This is a genomic window from Chryseobacterium sp. CBTAP 102, assembly GCF_003201365.1.
Classification (GTDB): Bacteria; Bacteroidota; Bacteroidia; order Flavobacteriales; family Weeksellaceae; genus Chryseobacterium; species Chryseobacterium candidae.
Genome location: NZ_QICX01000001.1, coordinates 633,680 through 654,661, shown reverse-complemented (window position 1 = coordinate 654,661; position 20,982 = coordinate 633,680). Strand labels below are relative to the sequence as shown.

Sequence of the window (20,982 nt, the reverse complement as noted above, 5' to 3'; positions counted from 1 at the left end):
TACCGGATGCTTTTCTTTAAAAAGCAACATTCCAATCTGCTGACCGGAATGTATCTTTAAATTGTTATTTAGGCTCAATCCATGGTAATCCGTTCCATGGCATTGTGTAGATGAAAGGAATCCCTCCAATAGGTTGTGGATTGGGAGCAATGGGAGGCTGGGGCTGGGGAATCGCTCCGGGACCGCTAGGTGTAATAAATGCTGTTCCTCCGATAATGGAGTTCATTTGATTTCTCTTGAGTACTTTTCTAGTGATTTTCATGATAATTTTTTTTGTTTAACATGACGAAAATAGAGAAGAATTTTAGCAAAAAACAGCAGCAACTAATAAGTGCGAAGGTTGAATAAGTAAGTGCGAAAGAAAATGTTTATTCGGGTTTTCCTATGATGGAAAGAAAATCATTCTTCTTGCGGTAAGAAACATCCAGAACAGATCCGTCGCTCATCACTACCTGACCGCCTCGGCCTTTAATATACTCCTGAAGATGATCAATATTAATAAGATGCTTATGATGTATCCTGAAAAAATGGTGTTCCATCAGAATAGGTTCAAATTCATGAAGAGTTCTGGATACCATTATTTTTGATTTATCGGCAAGATAAAAAAAGGTATAGCTTGAATCTGCTTCACAGCGGATAATGTTGGATATTTCTATAAACTTAAAGCCCTGAAGAGTAGAAAGAATGATTCTGTTGTCCTTTAAATGAGTATGATGTGAAGGCTGCATTTTTTTGATATGATCCAGTGCCTTATTAACGGCAATAATAAAATCCATTTTTTTTATAGGTTTTAAAAGATAATCTGTAGCCCCATTTTTAATCGCCTGAATAGCAAAATTTTCGTAAGCTGTGATAAAAATAATCTGGGAATGAACTTCATTTAACTTTGAGAGTAAATCGAAAGTGGTTCCATCGCCCAGCTGAACATCCAGAAACAGAATGTCAGGAGAGTTTTTGATAAGGTAAATATAAGCTTCTTCAACAGAGGAAGCCCGAAATTCTATGTTGATCTCAGGAAATTCATTTTCCATAAGTAATGCAATATAATCTCTTCCGTCTTGTTCATCATCAACAATGCATGCCTGTATTTTATTTCTCATAAGGTCTTATATAAAGTTTGATTTGTGTTCCCTGCCGATTATTTTCAGTAAGGGTATTGATTTCTAAAAATATATTGGTGTCAAAAAGCTGTTTGAAAGTCTCAATTCTTTTATGAGAAAGTTTTACCCCAAAGGAGTTGTCTTTTTTCAAAGATTCCTGATTGGAGATTCCTGGGCCATTATCTTCAATGGTAATACATAAAGAAACATTCGTATAATCAAAGCTGATGATAATTTCTCCTTTTCTGTCTTTTAATCCTGAAATACCATGTTTTATGGCATTTTCTACGAAAGGCTGTATCAGTAAAGAAGGAATAGTCCAGTTTTGATCTATCTGTCCGGAAATAATAATTTTATACTCAAAAAGATCTTTTACACGGAGCTTTTCCATATCAAGATATAAAGTGAGATATTCCACTTCATCTTTTATAGACATGAAGGTTTTTTCCGAATAATAAAGTGTTTTTCGTATCATCTTGGCGAAAATATCCAGGTAGTTTTCTGTTTCGCGGTACTCTTTTTTATATAATAAAAATTGAATGGAATTAAGACAGTTGTAAATAAAATGAGGATTGATCTGAGCTTTAATAGCCTGAAGTTCAAGTTCGGCAATCTTCTTTTCATACTCCATTTTTTCCAGCTTCTTATTCCGTTTTTTATGGAGATAAGAAAAGATAATCATCAATAAAGTTCCGATAAAAATGATCACCAATATCAGCCTGAACCACCAGGTCTGCCAGAAAAGAGGTTTTATATCAAAAGTGATGTCAGAAGAAGCATAGGATTGTTTTCCGTTATATCCTAAACCGTAAACCCGGAAGGTATACTTACCCGGGGGAATAGAGCTGAAGATAATTTTAGAAGAATTATTGATCTGCCATGAATTATTAAGGCCTTCCAGTTTGTATTTATAACTTATTTTTCCCAATGAGGTATAATCAAGAAAGCTGAGATTGAAAATAACCGTATTGTGGGCATAAGCAGTCAGGCTTTTCTGTAGGTCGTAGTGCTCATTATTTTCAATCGATACTGAGTTAATGACCACCTTTTTATGAATAAATTTTTCCTGAGTCAGTAGTTTTTTGATGGAAAATATCCCAAGCCCTTTAGATGTTCCAATGAAGATGGTGTCATTTTTTATCACACAGCCGGCTACCGCATCAGAGGGAAGACCGTCTGTCTGGGTAAAATTATTGATACGTTGATTCTTTGCTGTTAGTTCGATTCTGGATATCCCAGAATTGGTGCTTGCCCAGAACGTATTTTTATTTTCTACCTCTATTTTTTTTACCTGGTCATTGATTAATCCGTTATTCTTTCCGATTTTTCTTATAATTCCTTTAGTATTAAAAATAATGATTCCATAGAGGTTAGTAGATCCCAGATAGGTGTGGCTATCTAATTTTTTGATATCCGTAAAATAGTATCCTTTTAAAAATAAAGTTTTTTTTCCCGTTCTGACATTATATTTGTACAGATCACTGAAGCTGCCAATAAACAGATTCTCCCTGTCATAAGGAAAAACCGTGTATACCCGTTCCTGAAAAAGAGTGGTTATTTTTTTGCTTTTTAAATTGTATATCAATAAACCGCCTGATGTACAGAAAAATAAGGAATCCGGGGTGTAGGAAACAATGTTTTTGAGAGAACAGTATATTTTTTTAGAAGTGTTATCGGACATATCATGAACAATAACCTTACCTGATAAACCGAAAATGGAAATATTGCCTTTTAAATACACAGCAATATTTTCATCTTTATCACCTTTATCAAGGGTTATATTTTGTATTTTATTGTTTTTGCTGATAAGAGCTCCGGCAGATTGATTGTAGCCGAGAAGAATATTCCCGTTATCTTTTGCAATGGCTTTTATATACTCAGAATTACTTTTTACAGGCAAATTGATATGATTGGCAAAAAGGGATTTTGATATGAAAAACACACCGTTATTACGCGAATTGAACCATACATTATCATCCTTGTCTACCAGAACATTATTGATCACATACCGCTCCAGTATCTTAACAGGAGTATCAAGAGTTTTCTTCTTTTCGGTCAGGGATTGGTTGAAATATAAAACGCCGCCGTTACTTATATTCAACCATAATTTATTGTTTTTATCAATAAGTCCGTAGAAGACATTCTCTTGTGTACTACAGTCATAAGACAGGATCTTTTTTATACCTGAGTAAGCAGAGAGCTGATAAACTTCAATGGTATTTTTATGTAAGAACACAAACAGATCACCTTTTTCACAGATCATACTTCCAATACCTCCTTTCCAATGTTGTTTTTTTCCGGTAGTGATGTTGTAGACAAGTATATCTCCCTGATGAGGATCATGTAAATAGAGATTGTAAGTTTGTGGCTCAAACCTGAGCGTTGCAAAAGATCTTTTCCCATAATCTAATGGGACAGGCATCTTTTTAACTTTTCCATTTTCATAGATGAAAATATTCTGAGGATTGAAATTTCCATAAAAATAAAGTCGGTTTCCGTCACGGGTAACTTTCGGAATTGAGCTTGAAAACTGATTTTTTACATAATCATTAATATTCAGATTGATAACACGGCCGTTTTTTAAATAAGCAAAATCATTCAGAAAGGGAAGAATGAATACCTCACCGTTGGGCAAAGGCTCACAGGATATAATATCAATATTCTTTAAACCTTCTTTCTTACCGTACTGCTTAAATTCTTTTCCATCAAATCTGAATAAGCCGTTATCGCTGCCTATCCAGATGAAGCCATTTTTATCTTGTCTCAGATGATAGGTATAGGAGCAGTTTAATCCTTCCTCATCACTGTAGTTCACCATCCCGGGGATCTGTGAAGGAAATAAGGAGGAAAAGAATAAACTTAGAGATAATGTGAGGAAAGTAAATAAATTTTTCACATGACAATGATAATTTCGTAAATATATAATTTGATTAAGAATAATACAATGTTTGTGGCAGAATATTGAAAAAAAACAAGATGAAAAAATTCGGATAATTTTGGACAATTTCGTACTTTTGTATGTTTGCTGAAATCATATATGTCACAAGAAATAAACCCAACCTACTCCGAAGATAATATCAGAACCCTTGATTGGCAGGAACACATCCGTCTGCGCCCCGGCATGTACATCGGGAAGCTTGGTGATGGTTCTTCCGCTGATGATGGTATTTATATCCTGTTAAAAGAAATTCTTGACAACTCTATTGATGAGTTCAGGATGAGATCAGGGAAAAGAATTGAAATAAAGCTGGACGATGGCAAAGTTACAATTCGTGACTTTGGACGTGGGATTCCGCTAGGGAAGGTGGTAGACGCTGTCTCAAAAATGAATACAGGGGGTAAGTACGATAGTAAAGCCTTTAAAAAATCTGTAGGATTGAACGGAGTTGGTACCAAAGCGGTTAATGCCCTTTCTGACTACTTCAGAGTTCGTTCTTTTCGTGACGGAAAAATGAAAGCTGCTGAATTCTCCCGCGGAATGATCAAAGAAAACTTTGATGAGAAAGAAACGTCGGACAGAAACGGTACTGAAATTTCCTTTATTCCTGATGGAGAAATCTTCCTGCATTTCAAATACAGAAAAGAGTATATCGAAAGAATGCTCCGCAACTATGCTTATCTGAATCCCGGATTAAAAATCCTGTTCAACGGAGAAACCTACTATTCTGAAAACGGTCTTAAAGACTTATTGGAAGAAGAGCTGGAAAGCGATATTCTTTATCCGATCATTCATCTAAAGGATGATGATATTGAGGTAGCCATTACCCATTCTGACAAATCACAGACAGAAACCTATTTCTCATTCGTGAACGGGCAGAATACAACGCAGGGAGGAACACACCTTAATGCATTCCGTGAAGCGTATGTAAAAACGGTTCGTGAATTTTTTAATAAAAGTTTTGATGCTTCTGACATCAGAAAGTCTATCATTGCTGCGATTTCCATTAATGTAGAAGAACCCGTTTTCGAATCCCAGACCAAAACAAAATTAGGATCTAATGATATGGGACCGAACGGACCCACTGTAAGAACATTTATTATTGATTTCCTTAAGAGTAAACTGGATAATTTCTTACACAAAAATCCGGAAATAGCAGAAGCAATCCAGAGAAAAATATTAATTTCAGAAAGAGAAAGAAAAGAACTTTCCGGAATTCAGAAACTGGCCAGAGAAAGAGCAAAAAAAGTATCTCTTCACAATAAAAAACTTCGTGACTGCAGACAGCATTATAACGATCAGAAAGCCGAAAGAAAGGGAGATACGCAGATCTTCATTACCGAAGGAGATTCTGCATCCGGATCCATCACAAAATCCAGAGATGTAGAAACGCAGGCCGTATTTTCATTAAAGGGTAAACCGCTTAACTGCTATGGTCTTACCAAGAAAGTAGTGTATGAAAATGAAGAATTTAACCTTCTTCAGGCAGCTTTAAATATTGAAGAAAGTCTGGAAGACCTGAGATACAACCAGGTAATTATTGCTACCGATGCCGATGTTGACGGGATGCACATCCGTCTGCTGATGATTACTTTCTTCCTGCAGTTCTTTCCGGATCTGATTAAAAACGGACACCTTTATATCCTTCAGACTCCGTTATTCAGAGTAAGAAATAAAAAAGAAACAAGATATTGTTATACAGAAACAGAAAGAATAAAAGCATTAAACGAACTGGGGAAAAATCCTGAAATCACCCGATTTAAGGGATTAGGAGAAATCTCTCCGGACGAATTTAAGCATTTCATTGGTAAAGATATCCGTTTAGAACCTGTAGTAGTGGGGAAAGACCAGACGATTGATCAACTTCTGGAATTCTACATGGGAAAAAATACTCCCGACAGACAGACCTTCATTCTTGAAAACCTTGTAGTAGAAGATGATAAGGATATTGATAAAAAAGAAATGCTGGATGAATTAGAAAATTAAAAAAACTTATAACTTAAAAAGCTGGTTGTAAAAAGCATTGCAGACTGAAAAAAGCACACTTTTGGATGAAGTAGGAAATTTAAAACTTACACAGCCAATAAATTAAAATGAGACTAAGTAACCGTAATAAAGCGTCAATTTATAACTCTTTGAGTACACTGCTTGTAATGATGGCAGTATTTGGTTTAACTGTATTCGTAGCTAATGAATATAGATTTCATGCCATGGGTAAAGAAAGTTATTTATTAATTATTGTTCCTGTTTTGCTGCTGATTATCTTTTATATCAGAGGAAGACAGATTTTTGAATATGACAGTGATGGAGAAGCTTTGAATTTTAAAAACAGGAATGTCATTCCTTTTTTTAACAAACCTCTTCATGACGAATTTCCAAAATATAAACTGATAAAATATGATGTAGTTAGTATCCTGTTCTTCAAAAGATTATATATTACCGTTTCCAGTAAGAATAATGGTTCTACCATACTCAAATATCAGATCTCTTATTTAGGCGACAAAGAAGTAAACGATTTAAAACTCTCTCTGAACAAAGTAGTGAAAGCTAATAAAGAGAAAAAAGATAAAATAGATGACGACAGAAGAATATTCGTATGAGGGTGAAAGCCTAAAAAAAGTTTCCGGCCTGTACAAAGACTGGTTTCTTGATTATGCTTCCTATGTAATTCTGGATAGAGCTATCCCTTCAATATATGACGGTTTAAAACCCGTTCAAAGAAGAATTATGCACTCCATGCGGGAGCTGGAAGACGGCCGTTATAATAAAGTGGCCAATATCGTGGGAAATACCATGAAATATCATCCACATGGTGATGCTTCCATTACAGATGCCATGGTGCAGATCGGGCAGAAAGAACTTCTAATAGATACGCAGGGAAACTGGGGTAATATTTACACTGGAGACTCTGCAGCTGCCGCGAGATATATTGAAGCAAGGCTGACACCTTTTGCCCTGGAAGTAGTCTTTAATCCTAAAACTACAGATTGGACTAAGTCTTATGACGGAAGAAACAATGAACCTATCGATTTACCGGTGAAATTCCCGCTGCTTCTCGCACAGGGAGTAGAAGGTATTGGAGTAGGACTTTCTACAAAAATACTTCCTCATAACTTTAATGAACTTATTAACGCATCCGTAGCCTATTTAAAAGGTAAGAAATTTGAACTCTATCCGGACTTTTTAACGGCCGGTTATCTTGATGTTTCAGAATATAATGATGGTCACAGAGGAGGAAAGGTAAGAGCAAGAGCCAAAATTACCCAGACGGATAAACATACATTAGTAATTTCTGAACTTCCTTACTCCAAAACAACAACAGATCTTATTGACTCTATTCTAAAAGCCAACGAGAAAGGAAAGATCAAAATCAAAAAAATTGAGGACAATACTTCAGATAAAGTAGAAATCCTGATCCATATTCATAATGATGTTTCACCGGATAAGACTATTGATGCGCTGTATGCATTTACAGACTGTCAGGTAACAATTTCTCCGAATGCCTGTGTAATTGTAGGCGATAAACCTATGTTTCTGAATGTATCCGATATTCTTAAAACGAATACAGATCATACCGTTTCATTACTGAAGAAAGAATTGGAAATAGAACTTCATGAACTTCAGGAAAGCTGGCACTTCTCTTCACTGGAAAGAATTTTCATTGAAAACAGAATTTATCACGATATTGAAGAGGTAAAAACCTGGGAAGAGGTATTGAAGACCATTGATGCAGGATTAAAACCTCATACCAAACATCTTTTAAGAGCCGTTACAGAAGAGGATATCTTAAAACTGACAGAGATCAGAATCAAGAGGATTTCAAGATTCGATTTAGATAAATTTAAAGAAAATATTGCATCACTGGAAGTTAAAATAGAACAGGTGAAATACAACCTGGCCAACCTGATCGCTTATGCTATCGATTATTATTTAAATATTCAGAAAAAATACGGTAAAGACAAACAAAGAAAGACAGAGCTTAGAATCTTTGATACCATTGATGCTACGAAAGTGGCCGTAGCCAATGAAAAATTCTATGCAAATTTCGAAGAAGGCTTCATTGGAACATCTCTGAAGAAAGATCAGTATTTATTCGACTGTTCCGACATTGATGATATCATCACATTCAGAAAAGACGGAAGTATGAAGGTTGTAAAAGTGGAAGCTAAAACTTTTATTGGTAAAGATATCCTTCATGTTGCCGTATGGAAGAAAAACGATAAAAGGACAGTCTATAATATGATCTACCGGGAAGGCCGTGAAGGACCCTATTATATGAAACGCTTTTCTGTAACCGGAGTAACCCGAAATACAGATTATCCGTTAGCTTCAGATAAAAAAGGTTCTGAAACACTGTATTTCTCAGCCAATCCTAATGGTGAGGCAGAAACCGTAACCGTGCTTTTAAAGCCAAACCCAAGAATCAGAAAGAACAAAATGGAGATCAATTTCTCCGATCTGGCCATCAAAGGCCGTGATTCCAAAGGAAATCTGGTAACTAAATATGCTGTTAAGAAAGTAGATATGAAGGAAGAAGGAGTTTCTACGCTGGCACCCAGAAAAATCTGGTTTGATGATACGGTAAGAAGACTGAATGCCGATGCAAGAGGAACATTGTTGGGAAGCTTTAAAGGAGATGACAAAATTTTGACCATCAATACAAATGGTGAAGTAAAACTGGTATCTTTTGACCTTGGTAATCGTTTTGATGATGAATATCTGGTATTGGAAAAATGGAGACCTGCACAGCCAATCACCTGTATCTATTACGATGGAGAAAAAGATATTTATTTCATCAAGAGATTCCTATTGGAAAATACTGTCAATGTACAGACTTTTATGCCTTCTGAACATCCGAAATCATTCATCGAAAATGTAATTGTTGCCAACAATGTCACGGCAGAAATCATCTTCGCAAAAGATAAAGGAAAGGAACGTGAGCCGGAAACAGTAAATATTGATGAATTCATAGCCGTAAAAGGAATAAAGGCTATTGGAAACCAGTTTACCAAGTTCAAAGTGAAGGCAATCAATATTACCATCCCTGAACCGGTAGAAGAAGAGCCTGAAGTATATGAAGATCCTGAACCTGCAGGAGAAACTGATGAAGAAGGAGGAATTATAGGTGATCTGTTCCAGGGTGACGAATCTTAAAATTAAAGAGAAATGAACATTTTAATATTATTTATTGCAATTACAGCTATTATAAGCTTCATAGCTTTTAATAATCCCGCTATTACGGAAAAATATAAATTTAATGTTGGTGCTATTCTTCATAAAAAAGAATATATTCGATTGCTTTCATCAGGATTTTTACATGCTGATATCATGCACCTCGTATTCAATATGTTTACACTGTATTTCTTTGCACCTATTGTCATTCAGAGCTTCGGAAATATAGGATTTATCATTGTATACCTGGGAGCAATATTGCTGGGGAATTTTCTCTCATTATACATTTATCAAAAACAGCCCTGGTACTCTGCCGTAGGAGCGAGTGGTGGTGTTTCAGGAATTCTTTTTGCTTCCATAGCACTGATTCCTGATCTTAAGATATATCTTTTCTTTATTCCGATTGGTATTCCTGGATTTATTTTTGGGTTAGTCTATTTCGGGTATTCTGTATATATGATGCTGAATCCGAGAATACATGATAATATCGGACATGCTGCTCATTTGGGAGGAGCTTTTTTGGGATTAATATATGCTGTCATCAATGCACCGGAACATGCCATGCAAAATGGAATTTATATAGGAATCATGTCACTTCCGCTCATCTATTTGGGCTATGAAATATTTGTAAGGAAACGAATAGGATAAAAAACTATTCTTAATCAAAATATAAAAACCAATGAACACATAAGAGTTAAACAGTTTCATCATGATACTGATCTATGGTTCATTGGTTTTGCTTTTTCTGCTAAAGATGGTATTCTTTAAAAGCCGATTTCTGGTTCGGGGTATTTTTCTATCTGTTTCTACCTTTTGGTTGTATGAAGCAGGCTTTCAATATCAGCCTATTGATAAAGCGATCGAAGATGCTGTTCAGTATTTTATTGAAAATCCTGTTAAAAATAAAAAAACCAGCTCCTAAAAGCTGGTTTTATCCAATTATCTTGTGATTTTCTGAGTTACATTTTTATTGGAAATAACACAGGCTTTGCTGCAGTTATTGGCATTTGAAATATTAACCTGTACCAATGCCGGCAATGATCTGTACTCTTCCTTGTTGTAAGGCGCTTCAGTACCATTACTTCCACCTCCTTTAATATCATACTGTACCTGGGCTACTCCTGTGAATCCTGCCGCAGGTTTGAATGAAAGCGCTCCGGTAGTTGGGAAATACGTCCATGTTCCCTGACTGTTGGTATAGACTCCATCTGTTATATTGGGAATCACAGCTCCGTTATTATCCAAAAAACGGAATGAATTAAAATCAAGATTGTTATACGAAAGGGTTGGAGGGTTTTGGCCATTTGCCGATGAATAAGCCGCATCATTAAGCAAAGGGTAATAGATTGACTTTATCCCCGGGCAACCTGCAAACAAATCATCGGTTACTTCAGCAGCATAAGGTCTTGTAACCCCTAAGTTTTTCAATAAATGAATATTTTTGGCAGCTCCGGTAGAAGCGGCAAATCCGATTCTGAAAGTAGAAGGTGCTGAAGTATCCAGCGTTCTTACTGTACTGTTGGAAATGGTAGTCTCAGTATATTTCAGAGAAGTAGGGTAGTAATAATTATCAATCACTTTTTCTTTTACCGTTCCGTGCTGTATTTCCAGGGTTATATTGTAACCGCCTGCCGGATTGGGAACAAGGGTAACATATGCTTTACGGAACCTTGCATCATTTTCATTTTGAGGAATTGTTGTTCCGCCACTTTCAATGCTGAATTGTTGAAGAGTCGTATTTTTAATGCCAATGTATTTTCCTGTAGCCGTATCGAGATAAGCAGATCTGTTGCTGCTTGAAGGGGATGCATTAGTGGCAATACTATAAAGCAACGGATACCCATTATATCCGGCAGGTTCAGCAGAAGACAGGTATTGATTTCCACGCTTTCCTCTTAATGAAACATTACTTCGTCCATCAGCAAGTCCCACTCCAAATATTCCATTTCTAACCCTTTCGCCCTGGTTAAAGCTTGTTTTAAAGTTTCCGAATTCATCCAGACCTATTCCCAGATAGGCCCCTCTCAGTCCTTCTGTAGATTCTCCTCCGCGTACAAAGCTATATCCTAGTCCTCCACCAAAGTATCCGAGATTAAGCTGGTTTTTAGGGATAGATCCATCCAATAAGAAGATAGAAATCCCATCTCCTCCGTTGGTATTCCCCCCATAAATAGCGAATTCAAACTCGAACTTGATTCCCTGGTCACTCTTGAATATTTTATCAGCAAGTATCACTCCTCCCGAGATATTATTGACACTTCGGGTAAGTCTTAGTCCATCCGTAGTAAAGGTTGCATCATTCTGAACGCCGCTGGTAACTACCTTATAAGCTTCCTGAGGCTGCAGACCCTGGGTGAAATTTACAAAATACGGATAGCCGGTTCCCTGTTCGTTCTGTGCCTGAATATTCTGAGAAAAAATAAACAAGGAAAACGTAAACAAGAATCTTTTGTATCGTAAAATTGAGCTGCTTTTTATCATAACTCAATTATTTAACAACGAAAACAATATTAATAAAAGAACAGTCTGTTGCTGCTGCTTTTACATTATAGGTCATTACTCCATCATCAGAAATAGAAATGTTACTGAATACATTAGGATCAGCATCCGTTACATAATAGTAAAGGTCTTTACTTGACGGAAAAAAAGGAATTGCAGCAGGAGCACTGGTACTTTTTGCTTTTGGAGATCCAAACTGAGTTTTATACAAGGTATATAAATCTTTAGTTCTACCATTAGCTGTGGTGGAAGTGTCAAAAGAAACACTTGGCATGTAAAACATTTTTACAGCATTACTGCTGATACAAAGCCAATCAGGTTTAATTGGAGTTCCGATATTCTGACTTAAACATTTTTTGTCGGTATCATAGATAAGAAGTGAGTTAGCCGGATTTACGATTGCATCTCTTTTTGCTGTGGTAAGTCTGGGTATCAGCATTCCTTTATTTTGGCTATAAACATCCAGAATAGCACTTTCTTCAGGTGTGGATGTGTTAATCCCAACTTGTGCGAAAGAAAGTGAGCTTGCTAAAACGATTGGTAGAAATAATTTTTTAATCATGATGTCTTAATAATTTTTTATCTGTGTATTGTATGTTTTTTTGAAGAAATATTCATCAGGCTTAATTCTTTAGGGAAATAACTATCATCAGCAAGTTCATTGAAATAATGAATTGTTCGGCTTAAAACATGGTATAATAAGATCCGTTCTTTCAAAAGCTCACCATAGATATAGCAAGTATGATTCATCAGGAAACGTTCTAAGTCTAACCTTGATAGTCGAAAAAGTAAATTGAATTATGTAGCTGTATAAGCTTTTAAATAAGTAAGATTCATATTCCTCGTGTTTTTTGCAAATATACAAAGAAATATTCAAGTGTTTGTGTTTATAGAATTAATTCTAAATTTCTCTCAATAATTAACGTATTTTATTTTAAATTTTTAAATAATTTATAAATCAATGAGATTTTTTTTATTATGCAAATCTTTCTATTGTGTTAAGAAATCTTAAAAAACTGATGATATTGATACTTGAAAATGAAGAAAAAAATTACCTTTTTAATACAAAGACTGAATAAGAATCTATTTTGAAAAATTATTCAACGCATCATTCAAAGTGCTTAGAAAATTAATATGCTTTGTTTTATTACTTTCAAAAATAAAATCCTTCATGCTTTTGCTTTTATATTGGCTAAAATCACCTATAATAGCCAATCCTATGCGATAGTTTGAGAACTTCTGAAGAATCTCTCCGGCAATTTTTGTTTTTAAATCAAAGAACGCAGGACTTATATTTTTTTCGTGAAGAATAACTTTATCAAAGCCCTGATAATAGATATTTCCCATAAGATCCAGCCCGTCCTGAGCAGACTGGATAATGAGGTCATCAGAAATAATTTCTGCAATTTTTAGAGTATTGATTTCGTGTGATTTGATGAACATGATGTAAATAATAATTATTTCCTTCCGTAAATAAACCTGTCGTTTTCAGATAAATCCTTCAATAATCGAACATTAGAAAAATCCTGATACAATTCCAGCGTTTCAGAACCCAGTTTCTGATTGATTTCTAAAAACAAAAGTCCGCCTTCATTCAAATGCTTTTTAGCATCTTCAGAAATTTTTCTGTAAAAGATCAGCGCATCTGAAGTAGGGGAGAAAAGCGCCATTTTTGGTTCAAATTCTTTTACTGAATCAGCAATTTCTATTTCTTCTTCAATCCCGATGTAAGGCGGATTTGAAATAATGATGTCATAGTTTTCAGCCAGTTCGAAATTGAGATAGTCCGCATGGATGAACCGGATTTCCAATTGATGATACTCTGCATTTCTTTTTGCGGTCTTCAATGCGTTTTCGGAAAAATCAACAGATGAAACGTTTGCTTCCGGAAAATATTTCTTTAAAACCAGAGGGATAACTCCGCTTCCGGTTCCTATATCCAGAATCTTTAAATTCTGAATTTTAGACTTAGAACCTTGTATTTCTCTGATAGCAATTTCCAACAGCTCCTCCGTTTCAGGGCGGGGAATTAATACATTTTCGTCTACAAAGAATTTCATTCCGTAAAATTCTGTTTCTCCCAATATCTGCTGATAAGGTCTTCCGGTTTTAAGTTCTGAAATAAAATGACACAACTTTTCTTTATCATCAGTCAGAAGTTCCTGTTCAGAGAATCTTCTCTGCTGAAATGCATCGAAACCTGCGATTTGATGAATGAATAAAGACGATAAAAACACAGCTTCCGACTCCGTGTAAAGGCCGGAAAGTTCTGTCCTGAAATATTTTTTAAATGCTGAAATTGTCATTTATCTTGTAAAAACCAGTTTTGTATCCGTAGACTTCTCTTCATCAATTCTGTATCCTTCATAGTTGAATGCTTTTACATCCTCCAGTGTTTTGGCATTGGTTTCTGCACAGAATCTTACCACAAGACCTCTTGCATGCTTTGTATACACCACAATGGTCTTCAGTTTTCCATCTTTTAATTCATAAAAATCAAAATCGATTACTTTGTGGTTCAGTTTCTTTCTGTCAATTACTTTTCCATATTCATTGCTGGCAAGTTGAAGTAGGATTTCTCCTTTTTTCATTTCAGAATTCAACTGTTCTGTAATCTTTTCTCTCCAGAATTCATACAGATTTTTGTATTGTTCAAATTCAAAAGGACGGCCCATTTCAAGCCTGTAAAGCATCACTTTATCCGAAGGTTTCAGTAACCCGTAAAGCCCGGAAAGTATTCTGTAGTTTTTTTGCAGGTAATCTACGGCATTTTTATCCAATGTTTTGGCATCCAGACCTCTATAAACCTCTCCTGTAAAGGCAAACATTGCAGGAGCAGATTCTTTTGCTGTAGGTTTGGATTTCCATTTTTGATTTCTTTCCCAGTTTTCATCAGCAAGTTTAGGCGATATTTCCATAAGGTCGGAAAGATATTTTGGCGATTTTTCTTTTAAATAAGACTGTATCAATACTGCATCTTCAATGAATCTCGGAGTAGAAGATTTCAAAAAATCTGTTGAATTTTCCACGTTCATTAATTTTGCAGGTGATGTTATAATTTTCATAATGTTAAAATACAGATAAGTGTTTAATATCAATAAAATTCATCATCATCATTGCGATAAAATCAATCATAAAATGACAGATGATCAGAATTTTAATATTTGAATAGCGTTTATAAAATACAGCAAACACGATCCCGATAAAGAAAGGTCCGAGAACCTGGCTTACGGTACCGTAAGTACTATGTAAAATTCCAAATAAAACCGATGAAATAACAATTGCAACGGTGGGATTGTTATAAATTTTTTCCAGCCTGGGCTGTACATAGCCCCGCATCAGGAATTCCTCTACAATAGCAGCGGTAAGGCATGTAAAAATAACTAAAAAATAATTATTTCTAAAAATGGGAGCAAGGTTGAGAAGCTTATCACTTATTTTTTCCTGCATAAAAAATTGGATCGCTGCATTCAGAATGCCTCCGCCAATCAAACAGATAAAATATAGGCTCACCACAGCTCTGATATAAAATGCAGCAGGGTATTTTTTCTCTTCCTTAAGTAAAAAAGTTTTCTTTTCAATAAAGATGCTGTACAGAAATACAATGATAAGAATGATCCATAGCACAATTCTGTTGAGAAAAAAATTGACTTCTGTGATTCCTTTTGTTCCCGTTACCATTGTAACAGCTGGAAAACCATACAGCATTGCAGCTGCCAAAATAATAAAGGTGAGCAAAATTCCGGCAGAATATTTCCCGCTAAAACTCATAATTCAGTACCCTAAACCTAGAACTTAAACAATCCCTTTTCCCTGACGGATAATTTCCGGTTCTCCCGAAGTGAGGTCTACAATAGTGGAAGCCACATTATCTCCATACCCTGAATCAATCACAATATCTACCAGATGATCATATTTTTCTGCAATAAGTTCTGGATCGGTAGAATATTCTATGATTTCATCATCATCTTTAATGGAAGTAGAGGCAATGGGGTGACCCAGTTTTTCAACAATAAGTTGCGGAATCGGATGATCAGGAACACGAATACCAATTGTTTTGTGACCTTTGTAAGCTAAAGGTAAACTTTTATTGGCTTCAAGAATGAAAGTAAACGGTCCCGGAAGATGACTTTTCAGAAACCGGAAAATTGAAGTGTCAATCGGTTTGGTAAAGTCCGAAAGATGGCTGAGATCATTACAGATAATGGAGAATTTAGACTTCTCAAGTTTCATTTTTTTGAGCTGAGCCAGTTTTTCCATGGCTTTTATATCAAAAATATTACAGCCCAGAGCATAGATTGTATCAGATGGATAGATAATCAGCCCGCCATTATTTAATGTTTTAATAACCTCATTCACAAGATTTTCCTGTGGGTTGTCCGGATAAATTTTTAATATTTTTGCCATAAAACAAAGATACAAATAATAAAATAGTTTTCATAAAAGTCCTTTATTTAAAAGAAAAATTAGGATTTTTGAAAAATATTCGTACCTTTGCAATCCAATATCGCGGGATGGAGCAGTAGGTAGCTCGTCGGGCTCATAACCCGAAGGTCATCGGTTCGAGTCCGGTTCCCGCTACTAAGCAAGTGTTTTCGTTAAACACTCTAAAAATACACCGCGGGATGGAGCAGTAGGTAGCTCGTCGGGCTCATAACCCGAAGGTCATCGGTTCGAGTCCGGTTCCCGCTACTAAGCAAGTGCTTTCGGTAAGCACTCTAAAAATACACCGCGGGATGGAGCAGTAGGTAGCTCGTCGGGCTCATAACCCGAAGGTCATCGGTTCGAGTCCGGTTCCCGCTACTAAGCAAGTGTTTTCGGTAAACACTCTAAAAATATACCGCGGGATGGAGCAGTAGGTAGCTCGTCGGGCTCATAACCCGAAGGTCATCGGTTCGAGTCCGGTTCCCGCTACTAAACGAAAGAGAAGCAATCATATTGCTTCTCTTTTTTATTTTCTGGTCATTGCAGACAAAACGATGTTGATAGTAAATTTGAATCAAAACCTATTCAATTTCCTTCCATTTTTTATAAGCTTCTTTCATACAATGCCCGCATGGACGGTAATTATTTTGTAATGCTTCTTTTTCATCTGCAAAGAAAACTCTGTTTTCCATCTTCATTCTTTTTCCTGACCGGCAGCTGAGTAATCCGTAGATTTTTAATTTTTTATTTCCTCCAAATCGAACTTCTCTGCTGTGGATTTTACTTCTCAGATTTTCAGATGATAGTTGTGAATGTTGAATCATGGTTCATCTATTTATAGCGTTTAATCATTAACTGGCTGCATCATGAAAAATAATGCCCAAAGCATAGCGGTTTCCTTCTTTAACTTCACTTACACCATGTTTCATATGGACTCTGTAATAGCCCTTGTTTCCTTTTTCCGGTTTGAACTGAGTGGTAAAAATTAGAACGTCCCCTTTTTTAGGTTGTAGAACAATGGCTTTTGACTGTGCTCTCGGAATCTGCTGGGTAAGCACAAATTCACCGCCCGTAAAATCCTTTTCTGGTTCGCTGAGCATTAATACAATTTGGATAGGAAAGTATAGGTCTCCATATAGATCCTGGTGCAGCGTATTGAATCCGCCTTTTCCATATTTCAAAATTAAAACCGTTGCTTTTTGCTGCCCATTAAGGTGGCATTGGTCTAAGAATTCCTGATGATCTGAAGGAAATTGAGTGTCTATATGTAAAGCTTTACACCATGCATTAGCAACAGGAGCCAGATAAGGGTAAATATTTGTTCGTATGGTTTGAATGATTTCAGGTAATGGATAGGTAAAATATTTATATTCACCCAGTCCGAAACGATGTCTGGCCATGATGACTGTTTTACGATAGAGAGAAGAATGATGATAATTTGATTTCAATAGTTCACATTCTTCCTCAGACAACAGATCAGGAATGATAGCATATCCGTTTTGATGCATTGTTTCCGTAATACTCTGCCAGTCTGTATTCTTGATTGTATGAATAATATTTTTCATTGCTTTTGAATTTATGCTGCAAAAGTCTATAGTTCTTCAGAACAATACAATCCAAAACATGCGGTATTTTATACATGAATAAAGAGTTATAAAGCATCTGGACTATTGATTTAATGTATTTCTGGATGATACCACTGGTCCTGTTTAAGGCTACCTTTGCCCTGTTAATAAAAATAGATATAACGATGAATTACATTATTAAAAAGGCAAGTCTTGAGGATCTTGATGAAACAGCTGAATTGTTCAATCTTTATCGTGTTTTTTACAGACAGGAATCAGATGTTGAAAAAGGTAAGGCTTTTCTCAAAGAACGTTTTATAAACCGTGAGTCCGATATTTTTCTTGTGATGGTAAATGAGAAAGCAGTAGGTTTTGTACAGCTTTACAAATTATTTCATTATACCAAATTACAAAGGCAATGGCTGCTAAGTGATTTGTTTGTGCATCCGGATTATAGAGGAAAAGGTCTTTCCGTAGCATTAATTGACCGTAGCAAAGAATGGTGTGAAGAGACAGGAGCGTGCGGGCTGATGCTTGAAACCGAAAAAACAAATGACATAGGAAACACATTATATCCACGCTGCGGGTTTGAATATGACGGATTGCATAATTATTACCACTGGTGGAAATAAAATAAAGCTGTTTAACCCTAATCATAACCACCTTTTTTTGAGCTGGTTTACTTCTATAATGATAAGTAGTATTAGTTCTACAGTTTTGAACATTTAATTCTACAGGTATTTTCAGCCAGCAGAAGGGTATAGTCCTATTTTTGTAAAGCTCTTACAGATCATGGGTAGGACAGTTGATCTGTAGAGCGTATGCAAAAAAATCTCTGCCTAATTTTCTACTTTTTCCCCAAGGTTTTATGATTAGTACCACAAAACTGCTTTTTCCGGCGGAGATTTTTTGCTTTTGAACAAAAAAGAGAATGGCACTGCCATTCTCTTTTTTATTTTTTTTAATATGATTTAAATATTATTGTGCCAGTTGAGCGTAAGGAGTAAGTTTGTTGTCATCAGACATTGTCTGTCCTAAAAAATCTCTTTTCTGATCAGCTTTCATTCTGCCGGCAGCAGCACTTGCATTGAAATAAGCTTCACTTAGTTTTGTAGCGATATCAGAAGGTTTGAATTCGAATTTTGTATCTCCTTCAACTCCTAAATAACCGTTCTTTCTTGTAAGGTTGGTAATATAATTGTTGTAATTGATCATTGTCCCTCTCATCATATTGTTATGATATTCCATACATTTCTTGGCTTTTTTGGATGAGTTGTTCAGGATACAGTTTTTCATGTTGTTTCTGTATAAAAACCATTCAGACTCTACAATACCATATTCTCTGCCTAAAGCAATTTTTCCGTTATTCACAATATTATTATCACCTTCTTTTGTAGCGATCGTCTGAAGATGCTGAATCACCAATGGAACGGTGGCTTCAATTTTTGATTTTGTATCTTTCAGTATGCTAAGATCGGCAGCAGGAGAACCTTTCTTTTGTGCTGTAGTAACATTAAAAATAAGCAGTAATAGTACAATCAGTAAATTATATCTTTTCATGAGAAATTTTTAAAGCACTAAAATAAATATAATTTCCCGGTTAAAACAAATACATTTTAATATTTATTTAATAAAATTTAACAATTCTATAATGTATATTATTCATTGTTATAAAAATGATGTGTTTAAGGTCTTTATTGAAGTGATTTTTGTAATCTAAATTGTTAATACAGCTCAATGTGTGTATTTGAGTCCTAATCAATGTAAAATGTTTTACGCAAGGATAAAAAAACACTACTCATAATGATGGTAGTGTTTTGTAAAAGTAATTTATTTGAAATAATGGGTGATTTTTTCACTTTCAGGGACAACTTTAGAGTCAAAATGTTCCAGTAATTTTCCTTCCGGGCTGATCAGAAACTTATTGAAATTCCAGCTTATGGTGGCATCCATTACTCCATTTTGAGATTTGTGGGTAAGATAATCGAATACAGGAGTGATTTTTGAACCTTTTACATCCACTGAGGTGGTAAGCGGAAAGGTTACCCCATAATTCTTTTCACAGAAAGACTTGATTTCCACATTATCATGAAACTCCTGATCTGCAAAATTATCAGAAGGAAAGCCTACCACAACCAGTTTATCACCATAATCTTTGTAAAGCTGCTCCAATCCTTTGTATTGAGGAGTGTATCCGCACTTGGATGCCGTGTTTACAATAAGAATATATTTCCCTTTGTATTCAGAAAAATCAATTTTTCCGCCGTCTATGGATTCAATCTTAAAATCATAAATTGATTTTGCAGGTTTTGGACCGTTGGAATCATCCGATTTAATAAATGATGAAAGGCCTATGATTCCTATAAGCACCATTCCGATAAAAAGTATTTTTTTCATTTAAAAAGATTTTACTATTGTTTTATGTATTAGATTATTGATCATTTTTGCTGCACTTTTGTTTTTTCCGGTTTTATTTCTAGTTAAAATCCATTTTTCCAGAAATATCAAATTTAGGGTTATTAAATCCTTATGCAATAGTATTTTTTATTGTTTTGAATTTTTTAACTGATTTATCAATTCTTATCAAGATATAAAACCCTGGCAGAGATTATCCCGACAAACCAAATGAAACATTTCTTCAAGGTTAGTTGAAATCCCGGATTTAATGTAGAGGTTTTGGTATAAAAGATCAGTTTTGTTGAAGAGTTTTTCGTGAAATTAGAATTGAAAATTCATTTAATTAAAATTTAATCAACTTTATTTTATTGATTATTAATATTTTACATTTTAAAATCTTTTATCACTAAAAAAATAGTTGTTAGATTCAAATTTATTTCTACATTTGTATAACTAATTTCTTAGTGATATAGAATTGAAAAGTTTTATATCAATATAACTGATAAATGAACAGGATATGAAAATTCAGACTTTAACAAAAGCAGAAGAACAGGTAATGCAGTATGTATGGAAAATAGAAAAAGGATTTCTTAAGGATGTTCTGGATCTTTTTCCGGAACCAAAACCACACACCAATACAGTCTCTACTATTTTAAAAGTATTGAAAGACAAAGAATTTGTAGACTATCGTGTACATGGAAGACAGCATGAGTATTTTCCGCTTGTTTCAAAAGAACAATATTCCGGAAAGACCATGAAAAGTCTTGTGAAAAACTATTTCAAAGGCTCTTACAAGAGTGCCGTTTCATTTTTGGTAGAAAAAAATGAAATGACAGTAGAAGATCTTGAGATGTTATTAGATGAACTCAAAAACAAAGATTAGTAC

At 35.2% G+C, this 20,982-nt stretch carries 21 protein-coding genes and 4 tRNA genes; 11 read left to right on the top strand and 14 right to left on the bottom strand.

Features of this window, described 5'->3' with window-relative positions; all coding sequences use genetic code 11:
- Positions 1-64: 64 nt before the first annotated feature.
- The 3 genes from C8D70_RS03010 to C8D70_RS03000 all read right to left on the bottom strand — a co-directional run bounded on the left by C8D70_RS03010 (position 65) and on the right by C8D70_RS03000 (position 3,918).
- On the bottom strand, positions 65-262 hold the full coding sequence (locus tag C8D70_RS03010) for a hypothetical protein (protein ID WP_076597528.1): 198 nt from the start codon (positions 260-262) through the stop codon (positions 65-67).
- Positions 263-368: 106 nt separating this feature from the next.
- The gene (locus C8D70_RS03005; RefSeq protein WP_076597529.1) at positions 369-1,100 is read right to left on the bottom strand and encodes a LytR/AlgR family response regulator transcription factor; all 732 of its coding nucleotides are present in this window, start codon (positions 1,098-1,100) and stop codon (positions 369-371) included.
- Positions 1,090-3,918 carry a histidine kinase gene (locus C8D70_RS03000; RefSeq protein WP_110366322.1) on the bottom strand — a complete coding sequence of 943 codons (2,829 nt, stop codon included), beginning with the start codon at positions 3,916-3,918 and terminating at the stop codon, positions 1,090-1,092. The genes C8D70_RS03005 and C8D70_RS03000 overlap by 11 nt, the downstream gene beginning before the upstream one ends.
- Before the next feature lie 219 nt (positions 3,919-4,137).
- On the opposite strand from C8D70_RS03000, the gene C8D70_RS02995 reads away from it, so the two are divergent.
- The 5 genes from C8D70_RS02995 to C8D70_RS20640 all read left to right on the top strand — a co-directional run bounded on the left by C8D70_RS02995 (position 4,138) and on the right by C8D70_RS20640 (position 10,132).
- Positions 4,138-6,024, top strand: a complete 1,887-nt coding sequence (locus C8D70_RS02995) for a DNA topoisomerase IV subunit B (protein WP_076597531.1) — start codon at positions 4,138-4,140, stop codon at positions 6,022-6,024.
- A 107-nt stretch (positions 6,025-6,131) separates the two neighbouring features.
- Positions 6,132-6,638 (top strand): hypothetical protein, encoded by a 507-nt coding sequence (locus C8D70_RS02990; RefSeq protein ID WP_076597532.1) that lies wholly within the window; start codon positions 6,132-6,134, stop codon positions 6,636-6,638.
- Complete coding sequence (locus C8D70_RS02985; RefSeq protein ID WP_110366321.1) at positions 6,613-9,192, top strand: DNA gyrase/topoisomerase IV subunit A; 2,580 nt, start codon at positions 6,613-6,615, stop codon at positions 9,190-9,192. Before C8D70_RS02990 ends, C8D70_RS02985 begins: the two co-directional genes overlap by 26 nt.
- Before the next feature lie 12 nt (positions 9,193-9,204).
- Complete coding sequence (locus tag C8D70_RS02980; RefSeq protein ID WP_110366320.1) at positions 9,205-9,858, top strand: rhomboid family intramembrane serine protease; 654 nt, start codon at positions 9,205-9,207, stop codon at positions 9,856-9,858.
- A gap of 61 nt (positions 9,859-9,919) precedes the next feature.
- Positions 9,920-10,132: a hypothetical protein gene (locus C8D70_RS20640; RefSeq protein WP_139326033.1), complete on the top strand. Its 213-nt coding sequence runs from the start codon at positions 9,920-9,922 to the stop codon at positions 10,130-10,132.
- A 17-nt stretch (positions 10,133-10,149) separates the two neighbouring features.
- Here the strand turns inward: C8D70_RS20640 and C8D70_RS02975 are convergent, their stop codons facing one another.
- The 7 genes from C8D70_RS02975 to C8D70_RS02945 all read right to left on the bottom strand — a co-directional run bounded on the left by C8D70_RS02975 (position 10,150) and on the right by C8D70_RS02945 (position 16,116).
- Entirely contained in the window at positions 10,150-11,691 is a 1,542-nt protein-coding gene (locus C8D70_RS02975) for a lectin-like domain-containing protein (protein WP_110366319.1), read from the bottom strand.
- Positions 11,692-11,698: 7 nt separating this feature from the next.
- The gene (locus C8D70_RS02970; RefSeq protein WP_083688917.1) at positions 11,699-12,271 is read right to left on the bottom strand and encodes a hypothetical protein; all 573 of its coding nucleotides are present in this window, start codon (positions 12,269-12,271) and stop codon (positions 11,699-11,701) included.
- A 521-nt stretch (positions 12,272-12,792) separates the two neighbouring features.
- A complete protein-coding gene (locus tag C8D70_RS02965) occupies positions 12,793-13,152 on the bottom strand; it encodes a DUF4180 domain-containing protein (RefSeq protein ID WP_110366318.1) in 360 nt (119 codons plus the stop codon).
- A gap of 14 nt (positions 13,153-13,166) precedes the next feature.
- Complete coding sequence (prmC, locus tag C8D70_RS02960; protein ID WP_110366317.1) at positions 13,167-14,015, bottom strand: peptide chain release factor N(5)-glutamine methyltransferase; 849 nt, start codon at positions 14,013-14,015, stop codon at positions 13,167-13,169.
- Entirely contained in the window at positions 14,016-14,774 is a 759-nt protein-coding gene (gene yaaA, locus C8D70_RS02955; protein ID WP_110366316.1) for a peroxide stress protein YaaA, read from the bottom strand.
- A 4-nt stretch (positions 14,775-14,778) separates the two neighbouring features.
- The gene (locus C8D70_RS02950; RefSeq protein ID WP_110366315.1) at positions 14,779-15,480 is read right to left on the bottom strand and encodes a CPBP family intramembrane glutamic endopeptidase; all 702 of its coding nucleotides are present in this window, start codon (positions 15,478-15,480) and stop codon (positions 14,779-14,781) included.
- A gap of 24 nt (positions 15,481-15,504) precedes the next feature.
- Positions 15,505-16,116, bottom strand: coding sequence for an L-threonylcarbamoyladenylate synthase (locus C8D70_RS02945; protein WP_076597540.1), 612 nt, complete (start codon positions 16,114-16,116; stop codon positions 15,505-15,507).
- 101 nt (positions 16,117-16,217) lie between these two features.
- Between C8D70_RS02945 and C8D70_RS02940 the strand changes: the two genes are divergently transcribed.
- The 4 genes from C8D70_RS02940 to C8D70_RS02925 all read left to right on the top strand — a co-directional run bounded on the left by C8D70_RS02940 (position 16,218) and on the right by C8D70_RS02925 (position 16,623).
- Positions 16,218-16,290, top strand: a tRNA-Met gene (locus C8D70_RS02940).
- Between the two features lie 38 nt (positions 16,291-16,328).
- Positions 16,329-16,401, top strand: a tRNA-Met gene (locus C8D70_RS02935).
- A gap of 38 nt (positions 16,402-16,439) precedes the next feature.
- A tRNA-Met gene (locus C8D70_RS02930) sits at positions 16,440-16,512 on the top strand.
- 38 nt (positions 16,513-16,550) lie between these two features.
- A tRNA-Met gene (locus C8D70_RS02925) sits at positions 16,551-16,623 on the top strand.
- A 92-nt stretch (positions 16,624-16,715) separates the two neighbouring features.
- Here C8D70_RS02925 and C8D70_RS02920 read toward each other — a convergent pair.
- Together C8D70_RS02920 and C8D70_RS02915 are read right to left on the bottom strand one after the other, a co-directional pair.
- Positions 16,716-16,958 (bottom strand): Ada metal-binding domain-containing protein, encoded by a 243-nt coding sequence (locus C8D70_RS02920; RefSeq protein WP_076597541.1) that lies wholly within the window; start codon positions 16,956-16,958, stop codon positions 16,716-16,718.
- A gap of 27 nt (positions 16,959-16,985) precedes the next feature.
- Entirely contained in the window at positions 16,986-17,699 is a 714-nt protein-coding gene (locus tag C8D70_RS02915; protein ID WP_110366314.1) for a 2OG-Fe(II) oxygenase, read from the bottom strand.
- 185 nt (positions 17,700-17,884) lie between these two features.
- On the opposite strand from C8D70_RS02915, the gene C8D70_RS02910 reads away from it, so the two are divergent.
- Positions 17,885-18,331, top strand: a complete 447-nt coding sequence (locus tag C8D70_RS02910) for a GNAT family N-acetyltransferase (RefSeq protein ID WP_076597543.1) — start codon at positions 17,885-17,887, stop codon at positions 18,329-18,331.
- A gap of 346 nt (positions 18,332-18,677) precedes the next feature.
- Here C8D70_RS02910 and C8D70_RS02905 read toward each other — a convergent pair whose 3' ends face one another.
- Both C8D70_RS02905 and C8D70_RS02900 read right to left on the bottom strand, forming a co-directional pair.
- Complete coding sequence (locus C8D70_RS02905; protein WP_076597544.1) at positions 18,678-19,259, bottom strand: hypothetical protein; 582 nt, start codon at positions 19,257-19,259, stop codon at positions 18,678-18,680.
- A gap of 270 nt (positions 19,260-19,529) precedes the next feature.
- Positions 19,530-20,096, bottom strand: coding sequence for a glutathione peroxidase (locus tag C8D70_RS02900; protein ID WP_076597545.1), 567 nt, complete (start codon positions 20,094-20,096; stop codon positions 19,530-19,532).
- 517 nt (positions 20,097-20,613) lie between these two features.
- Between C8D70_RS02900 and C8D70_RS02895 the strand changes: the two genes are divergently transcribed.
- Positions 20,614-20,979 carry a BlaI/MecI/CopY family transcriptional regulator gene (locus tag C8D70_RS02895; protein WP_065398165.1) on the top strand — a complete coding sequence of 122 codons (366 nt, stop codon included), beginning with the start codon at positions 20,614-20,616 and terminating at the stop codon, positions 20,977-20,979.
- The last annotated feature ends 3 nt before the right edge of the window (positions 20,980-20,982 follow it).